This is a genomic window from Corynebacterium sp. AOP40-9SA-29 (genome assembly GCF_052377405.1).
Lineage (GTDB): Bacteria > Actinomycetota > Actinomycetes > Mycobacteriales > Mycobacteriaceae > Corynebacterium.
Genome location: NZ_JBQSWR010000001.1, coordinates 577,762 through 597,605 on the forward strand (window position 1 = coordinate 577,762; position 19,844 = coordinate 597,605).

General features: G+C 64.9%; 17 protein-coding genes and 1 pseudogene. 12 read left to right on the forward strand and 6 right to left on the reverse strand.

Translation table 11 applies throughout. The annotated features are described in order from the left end of the window. Nucleotides 1-32 precede the first annotated feature (32 nt). Nucleotides 33-1,157, reverse strand: a complete 1,125-nt coding sequence (locus ACT3SZ_RS02735; RefSeq protein WP_444616479.1) for an FAD-dependent oxidoreductase — start codon at nt 1,155-1,157, stop codon at nt 33-35. Between ACT3SZ_RS02735 and ACT3SZ_RS02740 the strand changes: the two genes are divergently transcribed. From ACT3SZ_RS02740 to ACT3SZ_RS02755, 4 genes are all read left to right on the forward strand, one after another. After that, complete coding sequence (locus ACT3SZ_RS02740) at nt 1,099-1,917, forward strand: NAD(P)-binding domain-containing protein (RefSeq protein ID WP_444616481.1); 819 nt, start codon at nt 1,099-1,101, stop codon at nt 1,915-1,917. The two genes, ACT3SZ_RS02735 and ACT3SZ_RS02740, sit on opposite strands and share 59 nt — an antisense overlap. 283 nt (nt 1,918-2,200) lie before the next feature. Further along, complete coding sequence (locus ACT3SZ_RS02745; RefSeq protein ID WP_444616483.1) at nt 2,201-4,147, forward strand: beta-glucoside-specific PTS transporter subunit IIABC; 1,947 nt, start codon at nt 2,201-2,203, stop codon at nt 4,145-4,147. Nucleotides 4,148-4,188: 41 nt separating this feature from the next. Then, complete coding sequence (locus tag ACT3SZ_RS02750) at nt 4,189-5,625, forward strand: glycoside hydrolase family 1 protein (protein ID WP_444616485.1); 1,437 nt, start codon at nt 4,189-4,191, stop codon at nt 5,623-5,625. Nucleotides 5,626-5,642: 17 nt separating this feature from the next. Continuing rightward, complete coding sequence (locus tag ACT3SZ_RS02755; RefSeq protein WP_444616487.1) at nt 5,643-6,506, forward strand: PRD domain-containing protein; 864 nt, start codon at nt 5,643-5,645, stop codon at nt 6,504-6,506. Between the two features lie 95 nt (nt 6,507-6,601). Here the strand turns inward: ACT3SZ_RS02755 and ACT3SZ_RS02760 are convergent, their stop codons facing one another. From ACT3SZ_RS02760 to ACT3SZ_RS02770, 3 genes are all read right to left on the reverse strand, one after another. Continuing rightward, entirely contained in the window at nt 6,602-7,846 is a 1,245-nt protein-coding gene (locus ACT3SZ_RS02760) for an FAD-dependent oxidoreductase (protein ID WP_444616489.1), read from the reverse strand. 59 nt (nt 7,847-7,905) lie between these two features. After that, nucleotides 7,906-9,324, reverse strand: coding sequence for a lamin tail domain-containing protein (locus tag ACT3SZ_RS02765; protein WP_444616491.1), 1,419 nt, complete (start codon nt 9,322-9,324; stop codon nt 7,906-7,908). 372 nt (nt 9,325-9,696) lie between these two features. Continuing rightward, nucleotides 9,697-9,915 (reverse strand): DUF3427 domain-containing protein, encoded by a 219-nt coding sequence (locus ACT3SZ_RS02770; RefSeq protein WP_444616493.1) that lies wholly within the window; start codon nt 9,913-9,915, stop codon nt 9,697-9,699. A gap of 531 nt (nt 9,916-10,446) precedes the next feature. Between ACT3SZ_RS02770 and ACT3SZ_RS02775 the strand changes: the two genes are divergently transcribed. The 4 genes and pseudogenes from ACT3SZ_RS02775 to ACT3SZ_RS02790 all read left to right on the forward strand — a co-directional run bounded on the left by ACT3SZ_RS02775 (nt 10,447) and on the right by ACT3SZ_RS02790 (nt 14,019). Continuing rightward, complete coding sequence (locus ACT3SZ_RS02775) at nt 10,447-11,580, forward strand: HindVP family restriction endonuclease (protein WP_444616495.1); 1,134 nt, start codon at nt 10,447-10,449, stop codon at nt 11,578-11,580. A 61-nt stretch (nt 11,581-11,641) separates the two neighbouring features. After that, entirely contained in the window at nt 11,642-12,820 is a 1,179-nt protein-coding gene (gene dcm / locus ACT3SZ_RS02780) for a DNA (cytosine-5-)-methyltransferase (RefSeq protein ID WP_444616497.1), read from the forward strand. Nucleotides 12,821-13,027: 207 nt separating this feature from the next. After that, nucleotides 13,028-13,327 (forward strand): annotated as a pseudogene (locus ACT3SZ_RS02785) (DDE-type integrase/transposase/recombinase); the annotation flags it as partial. 374 nt (nt 13,328-13,701) lie between these two features. After that, nucleotides 13,702-14,019 (forward strand): YbjQ family protein, encoded by a 318-nt coding sequence (locus ACT3SZ_RS02790; RefSeq protein WP_444616499.1) that lies wholly within the window; start codon nt 13,702-13,704, stop codon nt 14,017-14,019. Between the two features lie 185 nt (nt 14,020-14,204). Here ACT3SZ_RS02790 and ACT3SZ_RS02795 read toward each other — a convergent pair whose 3' ends face one another. Continuing rightward, complete coding sequence (locus tag ACT3SZ_RS02795) at nt 14,205-15,326, reverse strand: alpha/beta hydrolase (RefSeq protein WP_444616501.1); 1,122 nt, start codon at nt 15,324-15,326, stop codon at nt 14,205-14,207. Nucleotides 15,327-15,444: 118 nt separating this feature from the next. Next, nucleotides 15,445-16,419 (reverse strand): alpha/beta hydrolase, encoded by a 975-nt coding sequence (locus tag ACT3SZ_RS02800; RefSeq protein WP_444616504.1) that lies wholly within the window; start codon nt 16,417-16,419, stop codon nt 15,445-15,447. A 165-nt stretch (nt 16,420-16,584) separates the two neighbouring features. Here ACT3SZ_RS02800 and ACT3SZ_RS02805 point away from each other — a divergent pair, with 165 nt between their 5' ends. From ACT3SZ_RS02805 to ACT3SZ_RS02820, 4 genes are all read left to right on the forward strand, one after another. Further along, a complete protein-coding gene (locus ACT3SZ_RS02805; RefSeq protein WP_444616506.1) occupies nt 16,585-17,214 on the forward strand; it encodes a VOC family protein in 630 nt (209 codons plus the stop codon). A gap of 86 nt (nt 17,215-17,300) precedes the next feature. After that, on the forward strand, nt 17,301-17,774 hold the full coding sequence (locus tag ACT3SZ_RS02810; RefSeq protein ID WP_444616508.1) for a hypothetical protein: 474 nt from the start codon (nt 17,301-17,303) through the stop codon (nt 17,772-17,774). Between the two features lie 128 nt (nt 17,775-17,902). Further along, nucleotides 17,903-18,583, forward strand: a complete 681-nt coding sequence (locus tag ACT3SZ_RS02815) for a GntR family transcriptional regulator (RefSeq protein WP_444616510.1) — start codon at nt 17,903-17,905, stop codon at nt 18,581-18,583. Continuing rightward, a complete protein-coding gene (locus ACT3SZ_RS02820; RefSeq protein ID WP_444616511.1) occupies nt 18,580-19,806 on the forward strand; it encodes an MFS transporter in 1,227 nt (408 codons plus the stop codon). The genes ACT3SZ_RS02815 and ACT3SZ_RS02820 overlap by 4 nt, the downstream gene beginning before the upstream one ends. The last annotated feature ends 38 nt before the right edge of the window (nt 19,807-19,844 follow it).

Below are 19,844 nucleotides of genomic sequence, written 5' to 3' on the forward strand. Positions count from 1 at the left end.
GGCGAAAGCACCCGCCCCGGGTCTGTGGATAACTACAACTCGGCGATGAGTTCCACCACGCGCTCGGCGGTGCCCCACGACAAGGTCACGCCCGCGCCGCCGTGCCCGTAGGCGGCGACGACCGGCACGGCCAGGCCGTCCACCCGCTCCAGACGCACCGTCGGACGCGCCGGACGCAGCCCCACGCCATGACCCAGGATCGGTAGCTCCCGCAGCTCCGGGACCAGCGCCTCCGCGCGCGCCAGGATCGCCTCGGCGGTCTCCTGGTCCGGGGTCTCGTCCCACGAGCCGGCCTGCGCCGTCCCGCCGACGACGATCTCGTCCTCACGCGGGAAAACGTACGTGAGCTGGTCCGGGTCATCGGAATCCACGACCCAGTCGGTGAGTCGCGGGCCGTCCTCCCCGCCGTCGCCGTTGGCCAGCAGCATCAGCTGGCCGCGCACCGGGGTGAGCGAGTCGTCGCCGCCGAGCAGCTCGCCGCCACGCAGACCCCCGGCGACGACGACAGCGTCCGCCGCGTCCTTCAACTCGTCCAGGGACTCCACCTTCCGCCACTGGAACGTGATCCCGGCCATGCGGCAGGCGTCCATCAGCCAGGCGAGGTAGGCCGAGGTCATGATCATCGGCAGGGTGGCCTGCACTCCTCCCTCGACCGGGCGGACGGCGTCCTCACCCAGCACCTTCACCACCGGCGCGACCCAGGAGCGGTCCGGCGGGTCGAGACGCTCGTGCAGGATGCCGGTGCGCATCTGCACCGGCGGGACGTCGTCGTCGAAGTCCTCAATCGCGTCGGGATCGTCCTCTGCCTGGGCGGCACCGTCGCCGAGCGCGGCGAGTTCGGCGAAACGCACCAGTGAACGCTCCAGCACCTCGTCCGACACGCCTGTGCTGTACGGGAACCACAACGCCCCAGCCAGAGCGGAGACGGTGTCGCCGGGGCCGTGATCGGCGATAACCGTGACCTCGTGGCCGGCGTCGGCGAGTTCATGCGCGCAGGACAGGCCGGTGACGCCGGCACCGATGACGGTGATTCTGGAGGGGCTCGAAGACATGCGCCCATTGTGGCACTGACGACAAGTTCCTGGCACGGTGAGCATCATGAACAACTCCATGAACAGCACGCTCGGCACCGTGGGTTTCGTCGGCGTCGGGTCCATCGCCGTCTCGATGGTCGAGGGGCTCCTGCGCGGCACCGGTGACGGTGACGGCTCAGGTGACGACCCCACACCCGTCGTCCTCTCCCCGCGGGGCTCCGCCAACGTCGCGCGGCTGCGCGAGCGGTTCCCGCAGGTCAGCGTCGCAGCGTCCAACGCGGAGGTCGTCGGCCAGTCCGACGTGGTCGTCGTGGCCGTGCGTCCCGACCAGCTCGAGGAGGCCCTGGCCGAGGCCCCCTTCCGAGACGGTCAGACCGTGGTCAGCGTGCTCGCCGGGGTGAGCATCGAGGCAGTGCGCCGCGCTGTCGGACGCGACGACGTCCCGGTCGCCCGCGCGATCCCGCTCCCGCCGGTCGCCGAGCACGGCATCGAGGTGCCCGTCACCCCGGACGTCCCCGCCGCCGTCGAACTGTTCGACCGCATCGGCGGGGCGCTCGTGGTGCCGGACGAGTCGCAGATGGCCGTGCTCTCCGCCACCACCGGCGCGTGCACCGGGCTGCTGCAGTACATCTCCTCGCTGGTGGACTGGACCGTGGGACGCGGGCTGCCGCAGGACGTGGCCGAACCGTTCATCCGTGGCATGGCGGCGAGCTTGGCACCGTCGTTGGTGGACACGGCGACGCCGATGCCCGAGGTGATCCGCTCCCACGAGACCCCGGGCGGGCTCAACGAGCAGCTGCGCACCACCTTCTTCGACGACGCCACCACTGGACGCCTCCACGAGGCGTTGGACGGCACCTGGCGTCGCGCGGCGCAGGGGTGAGGCCTTTCCGCTGCAGCGCACGAACCCGACCGTAGCCAGTCGAATATTTTCCCTTGCCAAATTCTTTGCCGTGGTCGATACTTGACACTAAGTCCGCCCCCTTCGATCTGGGGGCCGCAGGATTGTAACCCCGTCACCGTGAACCGGAATCAGCAACGGGGGCAAGACCCGGGACTCCACTCTCAGCGCTTCGCTGAGCAGATGGAGTGCCGGGTCTTTCTGCGTATCAGAAGGACGAACCGTGGCACCCGATGCCCCGGCGAGACGGAAGGAACGGTTTGAGATGGCGACGAAGCAGGACTTCGCCCCGCTGGCGAGAGATGTGGTGACCGCCTTAGGCGGTAACGACAACATCCGCACCGTGACACATTGCGCCACCCGCTTGCGGTTCAAGGTGAAGAACGAGGACAAGGCCGACCTCGCGGCCGCCAATGAGGTGACCGGGGTCATCACCGCGATTCACTCCGGTGGCCAGCACCAGGTGGTCGTGGGCAATGACGTGCCCATGGCTTACGAAGCCGTCATCGCCCTCGACGGAATGGCCGCCAAGGGTGTTCGAGACACCGGTGGCAGCGACGACGCCGAAGCCGACGGCCCCTCGACAGATGATGACGGGGACTCCGACAAGAACGTCTTCAACAAGTTCATCGACCTCATCTCGGCGCTGTTCAGTCCGCTGCTCTGGGTCCTCGCCGGCCTGGGACTGGGCAAGGCATTCCTGGTTCTGGCGGAAACGACGGGGCTCCTCGACGAGGCCTCCGACACCTATCTGATTCTGGATGCCACGTTCGACGGTGTCTTCTACTTCCTGCCCATGTTCCTCGCGCTGACCGCTGCACGCAGGTTCAAGGTCAATCAGTACATCGCGCTGGCGGTCGTGGCTCCGCTTGTCCTCCCGCAGATCGTCGCGCTCTCGGACGCTGAGGGGGTCCACCTGTTCGGCATCCCGCTGAACTCAATGAACTACACCTCCTCCGTGATTCCGGCGATCGTGACGGTCTGGGTCGCCGGATACCTCCAACGATGGCTGGAGAAGGTACTGCCGGGAGCAGTGAGAAACTTCCTCACCCCCCTGTTGGTCGTCTTCATCATGGTCCCCGTGGTCCTGCTGACGATTGGTCCGGTGACCATGCAGCTCAGCACCTGGCTCTCGGAAGGACTGGCGTGGACCATGGAGAGTGTCCCGTGGCTGGGCGGTGCGGTGATGGGCGGACTCTGGCAGGTGTTCGTACTCTTCGGACTCCACTGGGGATTCATCCCGCTGTCGATCAACGACCTGGCGGTCATGGGCTACAGCACCATTCTGGGGCCGGCTGTCGCCGCTGTGCTGGCTCAGGCGGCGGCCGCAGCCGCGGTCTGGATCCGTTCAAGCGATCCGGAGCGCAAGAAGGTCGCCGGCCCCGGCGTGATCTCCGGCTTCCTCGCCGGAGTCACGGAGCCAATTATCTACGGTGTGAACATGCCGTTGAAATACCCGTTCTACGTCGGCATTGCCGGTGGCGCGATCGGCGGCATCTTCATCGGCATCGGGCAGAGCGGTTACGACACCTTCGTCTTCCCCTCCGTGCTGTCGCTGCCCGCGATGACCAATGTCGGCGACTTCACCTTGACGGTGATCGCCTGCATCATCGCCACCGTGATCGGATTCGTGGGCACGTGGTTCGTCGTCCCCATGGCAGAACGCAAACTCGGCGTAACGACGGGCAAGCCCTCCACGGCGTCCGAGCCTGCGTCGAGTGCCTCCACGTCAACGGAGGCACCCGGCCAGGCAACCATCCAGAGCCCCCTCGCCGGGACGGTCGTGGCACTCGAGACCGTGGACGACAAGGTCTTTTCCTCTGGCGCAATGGGGTCAGGAATCGGAATCGAACCGCACCGTACCGACGGCTTAACGACGGTGTCCTCGCCGATCTCCGGGAAGGTCATCGCGGTCCAGAAGTCGGGCCATGCACTCGGTCTGCTCGGGGACGACGGTGTCGAGCTCCTCGTCCACATCGGAATCGACACCGTGAAGATGGGCGGCGAAGGTTTCACCACCCTGGTGGAACGCGGTCAACACGTCACCGCGGGCGATGCCCTAGGCACCGTGGACCTGGCGGCCGTCGATAAGGCGGGGCACCCGGCCACCACCCTGGTGATCGTCACGAACACCAAGAAACTGACGTCGGTCACCCCTGTCGCCACGGGCGAGATCGCCCAGGGCGACACCATCATCGACGTCGAGAAGTAAGAACACTGATCTCTACTGAACTCTCTAAGAAAGGAACGATCATGACTGCATTCCCCAACGGATTCCTGTGGGGCGGCGCGACGGCCGCGAACCAGATCGAAGGCGCCTACGCGGAGGGCGGCAAGGGCCTGTCCATCCAGGACGTCATGCCCCACGGTCTTCAGACACCACCTGAAGACGGTCCGACCGACGACAACCTGAAGCAGGTCGCCATCGACTTCTACCACCGCTACGCCGAGGACATCGCTCTCTTCGCCGAGATGGGGTTCAAGACGTTCCGCTTCTCCATCGCCTGGTCACGAATCTTCCCCCGGGGAGACGAGGACGAGCCGAATGAGGAAGGACTCGCTTTCTACGACCGGGTCCTCGACGAGCTGGAGAAGTACGGCATCGAGCCTCTGGTCACCCTGTCCCACTACGAGACCCCGCTGGCCCTGGCACGGGAGCACGGGGGCTGGCGCAACCGGGAGATGATCGACTTCTACCTGCGTTTCGCCACGACGGTGTTCAACCGGTACAAGGGCAGGGTCCGCTACTGGCTGACCTTCAACGAGGTCAATGCCGTGCTGCACCAGCCCTTCATGGCGGGGGGTATCGACGTTCCTCGTAGTGAGATCAGCGAGGCAGAGCTCTACCAGGCGGTCCACCACGAACTCGTGGCGTCTTCCCTGGCGACCAAGGCTGCCAAGGACATCTCGGCAGACAACCAGGTCGGTTGCATGATTCTTGCGGTGCCGCGGTACGCGCTGTCCTGCGCACCCGCTGACCAGCGCAAGGCACAGTACGAGTCCCAGATGGACTACATCTTCGGCGACATCCATGTCCGGGGCGAGTACCCGGGGTACTACCGCCGCCTTCTGCAGGAGAAGGGCATCGACCTGTCCATCACCGACGCTGACCGGGAAGCACTGAAGAACACGGTCGACTTCGTCTCCTTCTCCTACTACATGTCGGTGTGTGAGACGGCCGACCCGAGCAAGCAGGTCAGCGGCGAGGGCAATATCGTCGGCGGTATTCCCAACCCTCTCCTGGAGTCGAGTGAGTGGGGATGGCAGATTGACCCCGCGGGGCTCCGCATCATCCTCAACGACTACTGGGACCGCTGGCAGCGTCCCCTGTTCATCGTGGAGAACGGCCTCGGCGCGAAGGACGTGCTCGTCGACGCCCCCGATGTCGAGGACGGGAAGACCGTCGAGGACGACTACCGCATCTCCTACATCAACGACCACCTCGTCCAGGTGGGAGAAGCGTTGTCCGACGGCGTGGACGTCATGGGATACACCGCCTGGGGCTGCATCGACCTGGTGTCCGCGTCGACCGCCCAGATGTCGAAGCGCTACGGATTTATCTATGTCGATCGCAACGACGACGGTTCAGGTTCACTCCAGCGGTACCGGAAGCGCTCCTTCGACTGGTACAAGGAGGTCATCGCGAGCAACGGCGCGGTGCTCACCTCCGGCTCCGGACTGGCCGAGTAGAGCATAGGGTTGGCGGCATGAGGATCCTCCGCGTGTTCAACAACAATGTTGTTCTGGCCGCACGCGACGACACAGACAGCACCGAGGTGGTGCTGACGGGTCGTGGCCTGGGGTTCGGCGCGGCACCTGGTGACGTGGTCGATGAGCAGAAGATCTCACAGGTGTTCTCCCCGGAGGACAGTCGGGACCCTGACCATGTCGCCGCTCTTGCCGCCGATGTCCCGCTCTGGTTCGTTGAACTCGCCGGCTCGCTGACCGAGTCGCTTGAGATCCCCTCCCCCACGGTGCTGGCCTTGGCCGATCACCTGCATATGGCGGTTCAACGGATGGAACTGGCCACCAGTCAGCAGGGCCGTCCTGAGTCAATGCACGACGCGCACCCGCTGACCGCCGAGGTCGGGCATCTCTACCCCGAGGAGTACGCGACCTCGCGGACACTTCTGGCGAGGGCGAATCTCCGCCTCGCAGAGAAAAATATATCGGCGCTCCCCGATGCCGAAGCAGTCTCCATCGCATTGCACCTCGTCAACGCAGGTTTTCACTCCGGTGACCTCAGCGCGACCTACCAGATGACGGGGATCTTCTCCCAGCTGTTTGATGTCGTGGATTCCGCGTACGGCATCACGGTCGATCGCCACTCGGTGAACGCCGCCAGGTTCATCACGCACATGCGTTACCTGTTCGTCCGGGTACACGACGGAAAGCAGCTGGATGAGGGCGGATTCCCACTCAGGGACACACTTAGCCAATCTCATCCGGACGCGGTGAACTGTGCTGACCGACTGAGCACCGTCCTGTCGTTGCGGCTGGGGACCCCACTCTCGGACGACGAGCAGAGCTACCTCGCGCTACACGTCACCCGTTTGGCCTCACAGGTGTAGCAGCCTCCCCGCTGCCCTTCGTCAGCAAACCCCGCGATGTCACCTGAGTCATGGCCCAGGGCAGTTTCGGGCGATTTTTCAACCTGGAGCATGACTCAGGTGACATCCGCCGCTGACCTGCGGGCGGTGGTGGGGTAATCGAAGGAATCGGGACGCAGCGGCGAGGTCCCGTCGACGGCGAGGTCGGCGGCGATGCGACCGTAGACGGGGGCGAACTTCATGCCGTTGCCGCTCATCCCCGTCGCCACGGTCACGACGCCGTCGCTGCCGGGCGCGAGGCCGAGGACCGGGACGTGGTCGGCGGTGAAACCGTCGTGGTGGATGGTGAGCCGGACAGGATCGTCGAGCATGCCGTCGAAGAAGGCGGAGGTGCGTTCGGCGAAGAGAGTGGTGAGGATCTCGGGCAGAACGCCCGTGCGCAGTTCCTCGATTCCGTCGGGTGTGGACGCACCGCCGGCGAAGTCGCCGTGGGAGATCTTCACGCTGTAGCCGTCGAGGCTGGGCGCGCCGTAGCAGTGCCAGACCTCACCGGTGGAAGTGGTGACGTCGCGCATGAAGATCGGCAGGTTCTCCGGCAAGAAGTCGGTGATCTCCAACGGCAGATACCAGGTCAGGGGGATCGCCTGCACGCTGATGTGCTCGGCGAGGTCGGGGTACAGGTCGGCTGCCCAGGACCCGTTGGCGACGATGACCTTGTCCGCCATGACGGTACCGACGGTGCCGTCCTGCCGCGAGAGGCGGATGAACGTCGAGCCGTCCGGCCCCTCCCCCGGCTCGATCGCGAGCACGCGTGTGTGGTCGCGCAGTTCGGCACCGGCGTCGAGCGCGAGCTGCTGGGACAGGGCGACGGCGAGTTCGGGACGGATCCCGCCGCCGGCGGGGTCGACGATGGCGACGTCGGGGGACGCCCCGGGCGCCGGCGCGGCGAACGCAGGGTAGCGTCCTGCGAGTTCGGTGGCGTCGAGGACCTCGTGCTCGAGGTCGTGTTCGGCGATGACCTCCATGGTCTGGCGCATGGTGGCGAAGTCCGCCGGGGCGACGCTGACCGCGCCGATGGGCAGGAAGACGTCGCGTCCGGTGCGTTTGTTGAGCTCCAGCCACATCTCGCGGGCGCGCTGCACCAGCGGGATGTAGATGCCGCCCTCCTTCAGCGCCACGCGGAAGAGGCGCGACTCGCCGGAGTAGGAGCCCTTGGTGTGGATGCGGCCGAAGCGTTCGAGGCCGAGGATGCGGGCGTCCGGAGCGCGTTCGGTGAGCTGCCACAGGGCCATCGAGCCGATGGAGCCGCAGCCCACGACCACGTAGTCGTAGTGTTCGGGGTGCTCGGGGTGTTCGCTCATGCCCACCATGGAACACCCCGGGTGTTTCACCATGATTGCGGCCCGGTGATTTCTCCCCCTCAGCCCACCGCGCCGCGCAGGCCGACACCGTCGGTGGCGCCGTCGTCTGCCCAGAGGAAGCGTTCGGTGCCGTCCTGCCCGACGTACCGGGCGTACCCCTCGTTGGCCAGGTTGTCGGTGCCGGCGGGGCGGGCGCTGATGCTGTCGTCCTTCGGCGAGAACTCCTCACCGTCACCGGCCACCAGGACCTGGGACTCACCGTCGCAGGCCTCGTCGCACAGGATGGTCAGCTCGCCGGTGTCGGCGTCGTAGTCGCTGGCCATCACCCCATCGAAGGGTGAGTCGTAGCGCTGCTCGAGGCTGGCGTCCTGTCCGGCATCCAGGGTCACGAAGAGGACCTCGCCGGTGTCCTCCACGCCGACGGCGAAGAGGGAGTCGGAGATCCAGGCGATGGTCTCCAGCCCGCCGTTCGCCTCCACGTCGCCGGTGAACTCGTCGAGGTTCCACTCGTCGGTGGCCGCGAGCTCGGCGTCCTCGTCCTCCTCCCCAACCTCATAGCGCAGGACGGAAGGACGCGAGGTGTTCTTGGTGTCGTCGGAGTTATCGCGTTCGGTGGCGACGTAAACCGCGCCGTCCGACCCGACGGTGACGCCCTCGGCGTCCGGCATGCCGGTGCCGTCCGGATAACGCAGCTGGTGGCGGGCGTCCACGTGGTAGCTGTTGCCGTCCTGCGGGGTGAGGACGTAGAGGACGCCCTCGTCGTTGTTGACGACGTAGGCGGTGCCGTCGGCACCGAAGTCGACGCCGGACATGTCCTCGTCGGTGAAGTCCTCGGTGAACTCGCCGTCGTGGTCGTCAGTGAGGGTGACCGGGGCGACGTCCTGCGGGTCGAAGGGCCACGGCTCGGTATCCGCCTGCGCGCCGTCGGTCTCGTCGGACGCGACGTTGCGCAGGCCCTTGGTGGCTTCGCCGGTGGTGGTGAAGTCGCCGGTCATGTCGGGGACGCGGCCCCAGGTGGTGTCGGCGTGGCCGGACCAGCTGGTCTCGTCGATGAGCGTGCCGGAGGAGTCGGAGAGGGTCACGGAATCGGTTCCGCCGAGGCCGAAGGAATCGTCCGTGAAGACGACGAGGTAGCCGCCGGACTCTATCTCGGTGTCCTCGGGCAGGACGATGGGGTCGTGAGAGTCATCGTCGTCGATGACGGTCCAGCCGGCGACGTCGACGGGGTTGTTGGGGTCGGTGTTGGCAAGTTCGACCCAGTCGCCCTCAGAATCACCGTCCGATTCGACTTCGTTGATCACCACGGTGGAGTCGGTGTCGCCGCTGCCGGCGGTGCCGTCGGTAGGCACCGGGGTGATGCTGGACGTCGTGGCCGAGCCGGAGCCTGCGTCGGAGTCCGCCGCGCAGGCAACGGGCAGTGGGGCGAGCATCAGGACGGGGACGACGGCCAGGGCCGCTCTACAGTAGGGAGGCTTCACGGGGAGTGACGATAGGACACGGAGGTTGACGCAACCCGGACTGCAGGTAAACGGGAGCTGTCAGGTCGGGCTGGGGCGGGCGGTGTTCGAACGGAGCCGATTCCATGTCCGTGGCCAGCGATAAAGTGACGAGACCAAGCGCCACTACGAATCGAGGATGCCATGGACGAGCTCACAGCAGAGGAACGGACGGAATGGGTCGCTAATGCGAGGGATGCGCTGCGAGGCGAGATGCTGCTGCGCATCACTGACCTGCATTCCGCGTACACCAACATCTCGACTCACAGGGTCTGGCGGGATGCTCCCGCGTCAGAGGCCCTTCGGGACGCATACGAGGAGTTGAAGTAGCGGCCTGACTACCGGCGCCTGTGGCTACCGAGCCAGGGGCGCGGTCAAGTAGCCGTACAGCGCCGGGTCAACGGGAGTCCCGAGAGCGAGCTTCATGTTGACGATCGAGACATCGTTGCCGTTTTTATCCGGGATATGCGTGTCACGCGCATCTCGGGCGCGGGCTTCCCCGAGGTAGAAGAAGTCAGAACCTTCGACATCATCCTTCTTCACGAAGACATGGAGCGGGTAGATGTTGTTCATGATTGGAGATCTGCCATCAGGAGTACGAATTGAGATTCCGTAGTCACCCAGGACACGGAGTCCACCAGCGAGAGGTCGTACCGAGATCATTCCAGGCGATGTTTCCGCCCTTCTAGGATCCGGGCAGGCAGCGGCACGCAGTGCGGACAAGTTCGACGTTGGTCGTCGGCGAGCAGGAGTGTGCCGGCGTTAGAGAACACGGAGCGCTCAGTGGTGATATCGATGAGGGTGTCGACATTCTTCGCCTCGAGAGTGATCTCTATCCTGTTACAGATTCCGGCTATGCCACTATGAATGGTGGCAGGTCAGGGCCACTTTCTTCATGTTCTCGGGGGCCATCTTCGACGCTCAGATGAATTTTCCGAAATCGTGAGACCACGTTCCCCGTCGAGTATACAGGCACGTCCATCATGTATTGATCCCCGAGCGTCGCGGGGCGCTCGCAGGTCAAGGCCCTAAGCACCGATTTTGAGCGGGGCATGCCGGCGTGTCACGCCGGTATTCCGAACAGGATATGTAGGGTGGGTCATCATGACGTATCTATATGGTCTTGAGAATGCGAACAAGGACTTCACCAAGCAAAAGAGCTACGGGAAGAACACATTCACTAACGCCTTTCCGCTGGCACTAACTCAGTATCTGGCTAAGGAGAAGGGCCTGCCGGTTTCGGTAATCCGTGCGACGGTGGGAGAGGACGGACATCCCACGACCGAGCATGTGAAGATTCCCTGGCAAGATATCATTCACACTGAACCGAGCAATGCGTATTTCCAGTTCGAAGCTGGCTTCGAACCGTATCGGCAGTACACAAATGCGGAGTCAATTCAGCCTTCCGATGTTGTCATCTTCGACAACACAACTCGTGAGCCATTGCATCCGCTTGAATTAAAACTCGTCGTTGTCCCGAACTCCGGTACTGCTCACCGCCAGCGTAAAGAGCAGGCCTGCGAGATCGTGTCACGTCCGCCGACCATTGAACAAATCGCTTTCTCAATTGCATACGGATATACCTCGACTCGTCGCTACGAAATGCAGACCTTGCTACAACAAGAGCTTGGATTGCCGAACGACTTTGAATGGCGTGACGAGGCTGCAATGATCCGAAACCTCCCCAAAATCGTCCGCGCTACGGAAGCATTGATTGCCAAAGGTATTGAGGTGCAACGCCCATTGATCATGGTTGCGGTATGGCGTTCACAAGGACAAAAGCCATTGTTGGACGATCATGCTTTCGACACATTCATCTGGACTGAACTCAGCTTCGTAGAGCTCTACCTGAACTCGACACGTAAGGACTACCTAGATTCCCACGGGGATCTTAAAAACGGCCGGCCCACGAAGATATCCAGGCCAGCTCGTTCATTAATCTGGCTGATTCGCTCCCTGTGGGACTACTCAACACAGCGAAACCTGGACTTCAACCGAGTCAAGGAGGACACTGGCTACGGGAAGCAGACCGATAAGGCTGGTTCATTCACCACTGGGGCACGCGACATCATGATGTCGGATGAGTACCTCTACCCGCGGGTAAAGGCCGATGAAATAGATGAGATCCTGAGCGCAGAGGCGAGTGAATATCTGTTGCCCGAGCGGAGGCTGGACGCATCACTTTCACTGCGCTTCACGCTGGAGAAACTACGCACTGAAGACGAGTGGGATAGCTAGGGGTCCTCTTCTGGCGCCCTAGCGTTTCAGTTTGCGGCCCCCGGCTGGTAGGATCCCCAGCATGGCCAATCTAGAATCCCCACTCGATGGCGCTGACCCTGCAACCGGACTCTTCGATGTCAAGCGGTTGGCGGATTTTTTGGGTGTCAGCGTCGACACAATCCGTACTAAGCGAGCAAGGGGCCAGCTCCCCGAGCCGACATCGGACGACATAAATGGGGGGAACGTCTGGGCTTCGGAGCTCATTCGGGCACATGTTTCAGGGGCACCCGGATTCGAGTCAGGTGTCGAACCACTCTCAGCGCTCCCCGGCGTGGTCGATCTATTTTCGGGCTGTGGCGGTATGTCCTTGGGCTTTCAGTTCGCCAAGTTTAACATCATTGCGGGATATGACAACTGGAAGCCGGCGGTTGATACATATAACGCCAATAACCTTGGCCATGAAGCTGAAATTCTCGACCTTGGCGATGTGGATCTCACCATCCAGAAGCTCGAGCGCCACCGCAACCCCGACGGTTCTTTCCCTGCCATCATTGGGGGGCCACCGTGTCAGGATTTTTCGTCGGCCGGTAAACGCACGGAGGGAGACCGTGCTGATCTTACTGAAAAGTATGCTGAGATCGTATCCCATTTCATGCCTCCGTTCTTTGTGATGGAGAACGTTGCACGGGCAGCTGGCGCAGGTGCGTACAACCGTGCTTTGGAGGTGATGAAGGAAAGTGGCTACCACATCGTTAAGAAGGTACTGAATGCGGCGTACTGTGGAGTTCCCCAGACTCGCAAGCGTTTGATAGCTTTCGGCTCCCTAGACCCTCACAAGTCTGACAAAGTTCTGGACTTTTGGGAAACGGAGCTAGATGAATCCCCCACGACCATACGTAAATGGTTTGGTGAGGATTTGGATGTAGACCACTACTACAGGCATCCGCGCAGCTATCAGAGGCGTGGCATATTCTCGGTCGACGAACCTTCACCCACAATACGTGGCGTGAACCGGCCGATTCCGGCCGGTTATCCTGGGCACAAAGGCGATTCTGCTCCAGTGTCGGAAGCCAGGCCCTTGACGACCGAAGAGCGCGCTAGGGTTCAAACATTCCCTAAAGGCTTCAAGTTTGAAGGTGCCAGAACGAACCAGGAACAGCTGATCGGAAACGCCGTCCCAGTGCGACTGGGCCAGTTCATTGGCGAATCGGTCGCCTTTGCCTATGGAATAGACGTACAGAACGAACCAGCTGTTTAGTCACCTGCACCGAGCTAATGGAGTACATTTTAATATATACAATGTGCACCTGCCCTCGAGTAGTGGACACCCCCGGTGACGACCATCCATGGACTGCACCCCTACAAAGGCCCTGACCTAGTCACACGGCAGTGGGACACGGTGCGGCTTAGTGCTGTCTGACTATCGGACATCTTCTAGCTTCGCACCGGTTAAGGATGGTCTTGCCTCGCAGCGATCACCGATGCGCACTCGCGGCGGATCCTGGGTTGGGCGATGGACTCACGAATGGGGACGTTCCTGTTCGAGTGTGCTCTTCACGTGGCGCACGCACTGCGTGAAAAAGGACCCGATGACCTTGTGTTCCATGCCGACCGAGGCAGTGAATTCACCAGCAACGCCACGTTCGCGGAGCGTCAGGAGCTGAAGGTGCGGCAATCGTGGGCCGTACAGGTGTGCGCTGGGGCAACGCGATGGCTTCAACGTGCGTGGGCAATGTTGAAGACTTCGGTTCTACGGCCCGTGTAGGTGGTCCACCTGGGTCGAGGCGAAGCAAGCTGAGGTGAACTGGATTGAGTCGCGGTACAACCGTCGGTGTCTTCGCTCCGCGCTTGACTACATCCCGCCGGTCGAGTTCGAGATTAATCTCGTCGTTGAACCTGCTTCTGAGGAACTCAAGGCCACTTAATTACCTGTCCACGATCTGCGGTTCAGCCCACGTGTCGGTTCGGCGGCACCGCGGAACCGCCACTCGACGCCACCCCCGTCTCACGCGCCTTCACCATGGCCGCCTCACCGACCTCGGTAACCTCATGCTGGAGACCTCGCTGTACCCACGCGCACCGCCGGCTTCGAAGAGCCGGATTCAATATCCCTCCCCCACGACCCCGAGGAGCCGTCCCATGATCGTCACCACAACCAACAGCATCGAAGGCCACGAGGTCGCCGAGTACCTTCGCGTCGTTTCCGGAGAGACCATCGCCGGCATCAACATGTTCAAGGACATCGGCGCTGGCTTCCGCAACCTCGTCGGCGGCCGGAGCAAGAGCTACGAGGGCGAGGTGACTCGGGCACGGGAAACCGCACTCGGCGAGATGGTCCAGCGCGCCTCCGAGCTGGGCGCCCACGCCATCATCGGCGTCGACCTGGACTACGAGAACCTCGGCCAGGGCGGCATGATGATGGTCTGCGCCTCCGGCACTGCAGTGACACTGCGATAACCATCACTGACGGCGTCACTACATACAGTGAGGGCGTCACTCTATACAGTGACAGCGTCTCTATATGCAGTGAGAGCGTCACTCTATACACTGACGGCGTCAGTGAACTTCACTGACGCCGTCTCTGCATACAGTGACAGGACAGTGAGGAACCCGACCGCCCTGCGGCCTCACCTCCGCCCCTCCTACGACGATGCCCCCGGCCCGCTCGACACGCTCGAGCCGCCGGCGCTCCCGGCGGCGGAGCCGTCCGCCGAGCCGTCCCCGGAACCGTTCCCGGCACCAGAACCCGCACCGTCCTCCCCCAGCACCGCATCCATGAAGCGGCGCGCACCGTCGTCGTCCAGCGCCGCGCGGATCCACGTGTCCCAGTCGTGCGCGCCGAGGAGGTCGTAGCGGTAGTGCACGTTGTCCATGCCGCGCAGCCTGGTGCGCAGCTCCAGTTCGCGGGTGAACACCATCGAGCCGAACTCGAACGGACCACCCTCGAAGACCACCGCCAACGGGTCGGGCCCGAGGTTGCCCAAGTTCGGCACCCCGCTGGCGGCGTTGATCATCACCGGCATCGTCAGGTTCTCCAGGCGCAGCGTGGGATTGTTGTCCTTCACACTGTCGCCCGACGCCCACGGCACAGCGTGGTGTTCGGAGCGTCCGCGCGCGGAGATGTCCACGACCGCTTTCTGCGCGGGCATGCCGGGGTCGTAGAGCCCGCTCATCGCCCACACCGCGTTGTACTGCCCCGGGTACTTCGAGGCCAGGTTCATCGCCCCGTACGCCCCGGAGCTCAACCCGGCCACGCCGGTGCTGCCGCGTCCGCCGTCCGGCACGCCGAAGGTGCCCTCCAGGTAGTCGGGCAGTTCCTCGGCGACGAAGGTCTCGTAGCGCACGGCGTCCACGTCGTCGAAGTCCTGCGTCCAGGTCCACGGGTCCATCACGGGGAAGACCAGGGTGGCGTCGTCGTCGGCGAGTTCGCGGTGCACCTTGATGGTGCTCAGCCAGCCGTTGGAACCGCTGTTGTTCGCCCCGTCGAGGAACGTGGCGACCTCCCTACTCCCCTCCGTCAGAGACGGCCTGACCAGTACAGGGATGTCCCTGTCCATGGCCTCGGAGTGGGCGGTGCAACGCAAGGCGTCGGACGCCGCGATGCGCGTGCAGCCGTCCGGCGAGATGCGCGGCGCGGCCGCCGCAGCGTCCGCGGCGTCCGACATATCGGCGGCAGGGTCCGCCGCAACGGGCGGCGCGAGGGTGACGAGCGCGGCGATCGATACGAGCAGGGCGGAGAGGGACGTCCTGCGGGATTTCTTCATGGTGAGGGGCATGGCGAGGGGCACAGTGAGGATCCTGAGGGGAAGGAGAGGAGGAGAGTTACCCCAGGGATCCTACGAACGCCGCGGCACCCGCGCGACCGGAAGACTCAGATCCGGCTCAGATCCGGTCCATGAAGGTGTACATATTGCCCTGCTCGAAGGCCGCCCGGCGCCAGGTGTCCCAGGCGTGGGCACCGATGATGTCGTAGTTGAACTCGATGTTGTCGCGTCCGGCTAGGGCGGCGCGGGCCTGGAACTCCGCGGTCATCACCATCGAGCCGGCCTCGAACGGTCCGCCGCGCACCACCGTGGCCACGGGGTCGGGGCCCAGGTCGCCGGCGAAGTTCGTGATGCCGGTCGACGCACTCACGATGACCGGCATGGTCAGGTTGTCGATGTTCAGCGTGGGGTTGTTCTCCGCGCGGACCTGTTCATTGGCCCACGGGGCCTCGTCGTTGCCGCTGTTCAGCGTGGAGGTTCCGTCGACCACGGCGCGCTGCACGGGCATGCCCGGGTCGTAGAGCCCGCTGAGCGCGTACACCGAGGAGTACATGTCCGGGTGCTTGGCGGCGAGATTCATCGCCCCGTACGCCCCGGAGCTCAACCCCGTCACGCCGGTGGTGCCGCGTCCGCCGTTCGGCACGCCGAACTCGGACTCCAGGTAGTCCGGCAGTTCCTGGCTCATGAAGGTCTCGAACTGGGCGGCGGGCACGCCGTCCCAGTCCTGCACCCAGCTCCACGGGTCCATGGCGGGGAAGACCAACGTGGCGTCTTCGCCGTCCAGGGCTTCCAGGGCACCGCCGGCGGTGACCCAGGCGTTGGTGTCGGTGGAGTCCGCACCATCGATGAACTGGGCGACCTTCGGGTTGCCCTCGGTGTGGGAGGGGCGCACGACCACGTTGAAGTCGCGGTCCATCGACTCCGAGTGCACCGAGCACGACAGTGCGGCGGTGTCGCCGTAGGGCGTGCAGCTCTCGGGATCGGCGGCGGCGTTCGGGGCCACCGCCACGGTCAGCGACGTCACCACGCCAGCACTGAGGGCGAGGGCGCTGAGACTCTTCTTCATGTTCTTCGGCTTCTGCAGCTTCTTCATTCGGGGAATCCTCCTGTCCGCCGGCGACGCTACAAGGGCCCCTCGGCAAATAGCGATACCCACGGGGGAATTGCCAGCGAACGCCAACATCATGCGTCACTGCAGTTCACAGCGGTTATCAACTGTCACGGCGGCGGCAGTGCCCGCGCCCCTACACTCGGGCCCATGAAGTTCCACGAGATCACCCTCCCGGTCCACGACCCCGCGCGGTGGTCCTCCTGGTTCGAGACCACCCTCGGCACCACGCGCACCGGCGACACCGTCCAGCTCGGCTGGACCGCACTGCACTTCGCCGCCGGAGCGTCCGACGCAGGCGAACGCGGCCACCACCTCGCCTTCGCGATCCCCACCGCCACCATCGAGGACGCCGCGCGCTCCATCGTCACCGCCACCGGCCACCCCCTGCTCGACGACGACGGCACCACCGTCATCGAGCGCGGCGGGAACTGGGCCAGCCGCTCGATCTACTTCGCCGGCCCGGAGAACTGCGTCCTCGAACTCATCGAGCACGCTGACCGGCCTGCCACGCAGGACGCCCCGACGCTGCTCGGCGTCGCCGAGATAGGACGCGGCGTCACCGATGTGGCCGCCGCCGGCGACGAAATAGTAGGACGCTACGGCGAGCGTCTCCCCCACGGTTTCGGGGATCCCGCGCGCCGCGTGATCGCCGCCTACGGCGACATCGACGGTGCCGTCGTCCTCGCACGCGACGACCGCCCGTGGTACCCGACCTGCGACGTTTTGCCCGCCACCGCCGAAGCGTCCTTCCAGGGGACTAGCCAGGGGATTAGATAAGGGACAAAAACAACCCCTAGACATCGATCGGTAGCGTGCCCTACACTTCGCAGACATAAGCCACCCCTCACACGGAAGGTTCCACCATGAGCATCTCCACTCGTCGTTTCACCCGCCTGTCGCGCACCGGCATTGCCGCCGTCGCCCTTGCCCCCGCCCTGGCACTCGCCGCCCCGATCGCCGTCGCCGACGAGGTCGAAACCCCCGCCGCCGACTCCTCCGCACCCGCACTCTCCGACGACAGCGGTGAAGGCGAGGGTTCTGGCGAGGGTTCCAGCTCCAGTGAGGGCGAAGGCTCCAGCGAGGGTTCTGCCGAGGGTTCGCTGCCCGGCGACATCAGCTCCTCGGACGCCGCCTCCTCGCTGGCCGACGCCGACTGGAAGGCCGTCGCCTCGATCCTGGGCGACGTGCTCGGCGGCGACGTGTCGCTGCAGACCATCCTCGACATCATCTCCGTGGTCAATGACGGTGACGCCACCGTCGGCGACGTGATCGGTTCCGTCACCGGCTCCCTCGGCGACGACGACACCGACTCGGGCGACACCGACGCCGCCGAGTAGCCACCTCGGCACGTCCTACCCCGAAGGGAGTTCACCGCGCAGCGCGGTGACCTCCCTTTTTCGCGTCCCGCACCCCGCACCACGACCCCCTCCGCAAAACCATAACCATACGTTGTATTCTTTGATGCATGCATTACAGACGCGAGAACCCGCCGGCGTGGATACCGGCGACACCAGAACGTTCGATCGCCGGCCGCGTCGCCGACGACCTCGCGTGCCAGATCGTCGAAGGAACCCTCGAGGCCGGGACCACCCTCACCGAGGTCGACGTCGCCGCCCGCTGCGGTGTGAGCCGCACCCCCGTGCGCGAGTCCATGCTGCGCCTGCAGGCCTGGGGCCTGGTCCGCATCGCCCCGAAGAAGGGCGCCACCGTGACCGTGCCCACCGAACGTGAACGCCGTGAGCTGCTCACCGTGCGCTCCATGCTCGAGACCGACATCGTGCGACGCACCGCCGACGACCCCGACGCGCGCACCCGCCTGGCCGGCCAGCTCGCCGACACCGTCGCCGAGCAGCGCGACAGCACCGACGACCCCGAGCGTTTCGCCGACCTGGACTTCGCCTTCCACTCGCACATCATCCACTTCGACGACAACCGCGTGGTCACCGAGATCTCCGGGCTGCTGGCCCCGCGCCTGGCCCGGCTGACCTTCCTGGCCGTGCGCTCGATGGTCGGCAATCTCGACGCCGTCATCGACGAGCACACCGCCCTGACAGACGCGGTCTCCCGCGGCGACGTGAGCGCCTTCGAGGACCTCATCCAGGCGCACCTCACCGGGATGCACGGCCGTTACGAGGTGGCCCGGTGAGCCCGAACCGCTTCTGGACGCTGCCCGTCCCCGCCGTCTTCCTCCTCGCGTGGGGCGGCAATCACTTCACCCCGCTGCTGCACCTCTACGAGACGCTCGGCGGTTACGTCGCCTGGCAGGTCAACCTGCTGCTGGGCATGTACGTCTTCGGCCTGATCCCGGGCCTGCTCGTCGCCGCGGCGCTGTCGGATCGCTACGGCCGACGCCGCGTGATGCTCGTCGGCCTGGCCGCCGCCGCCCTCGGCAGCGTAATCCTGGCCTGCGGCATGACGTCCTTCACCGTCCTGTGCATCGGACGCCTCTTCGCCGGTGTCGGCGTGGGCGTGGGCATGTCCGTGGGCTCCAGCTGGATCAAGGAACTCTCCGGTCGCCAATACGACCCGGACGCGAAGATCACCGCCGGCGCGCAGCGCTCCTCGTTGACGATCACCCTGGGCTTCGCCATTGGTGCCGGGGTGACCGGCTGCCTGGCGCAGTGGGGCCCGTGGCCTGCGCAAACACCGTACGTGCTGCACCTGCTGCTCTGCCTGATCGCGCTGGCGCCCACGCTGCGCTGCCCGGAGACGGTACCGGCGCGTGCCGCGTCCGGTGCGTCCGACGCGTCCGCGCAGGACGCCCCGTCGCGTCCCTGGTGGGCCGACCTGCGCCTGTCGCCGGACGCCCGGCGTCCGTTCCTGCGCATCATCGTGCCCGCCGCACCGTGGGTCTTCGCCGCGGCGGGCGTGGCCTACGCGGTGCTGCCGACCGTCTTCGAGCACCGGCTCGGCGACAACACCACCATCTTCGCTACCGTGCTGACCGTGCTCACCCTGGGCACCGGCTCAGCGGTCCAGCCCGCCGTCGGCTGGCTCAACCGAGTGACTCGCGGCCGTGCCCTGCCGACCGGGCTGCTGCTGATCTTCCTGGGCATGGCGCTGGCCGCGGTGACGGCGGCGACGGGGAGCCTGCCGTTGGCCTTCGTCACCGCGGTGGTGCTGGGCACGGCCTTTGGCATCTGCCTGGTGTCCGGACTACTGCTGGCACAGGCGCTGGCACGGCCGGACGAACTGGCCGCGATGACCGGCATCTACCACTCAGTGGCCTACCCGGGGTTCCTGCTGCCCACGGTGCTCGCCGCGGTGACCGGCGGACAGGACTACGCGGTCTCACTGGTCGTCGTCGCGGCCTGCGCCCTGGTGTGCGCCGGGGTGGTGGGGACGGGACTGTCCGCCTCGAGGCGCTAGGCGTACGACTGTGCGCTGCGTATTTAGCGTGGACGACG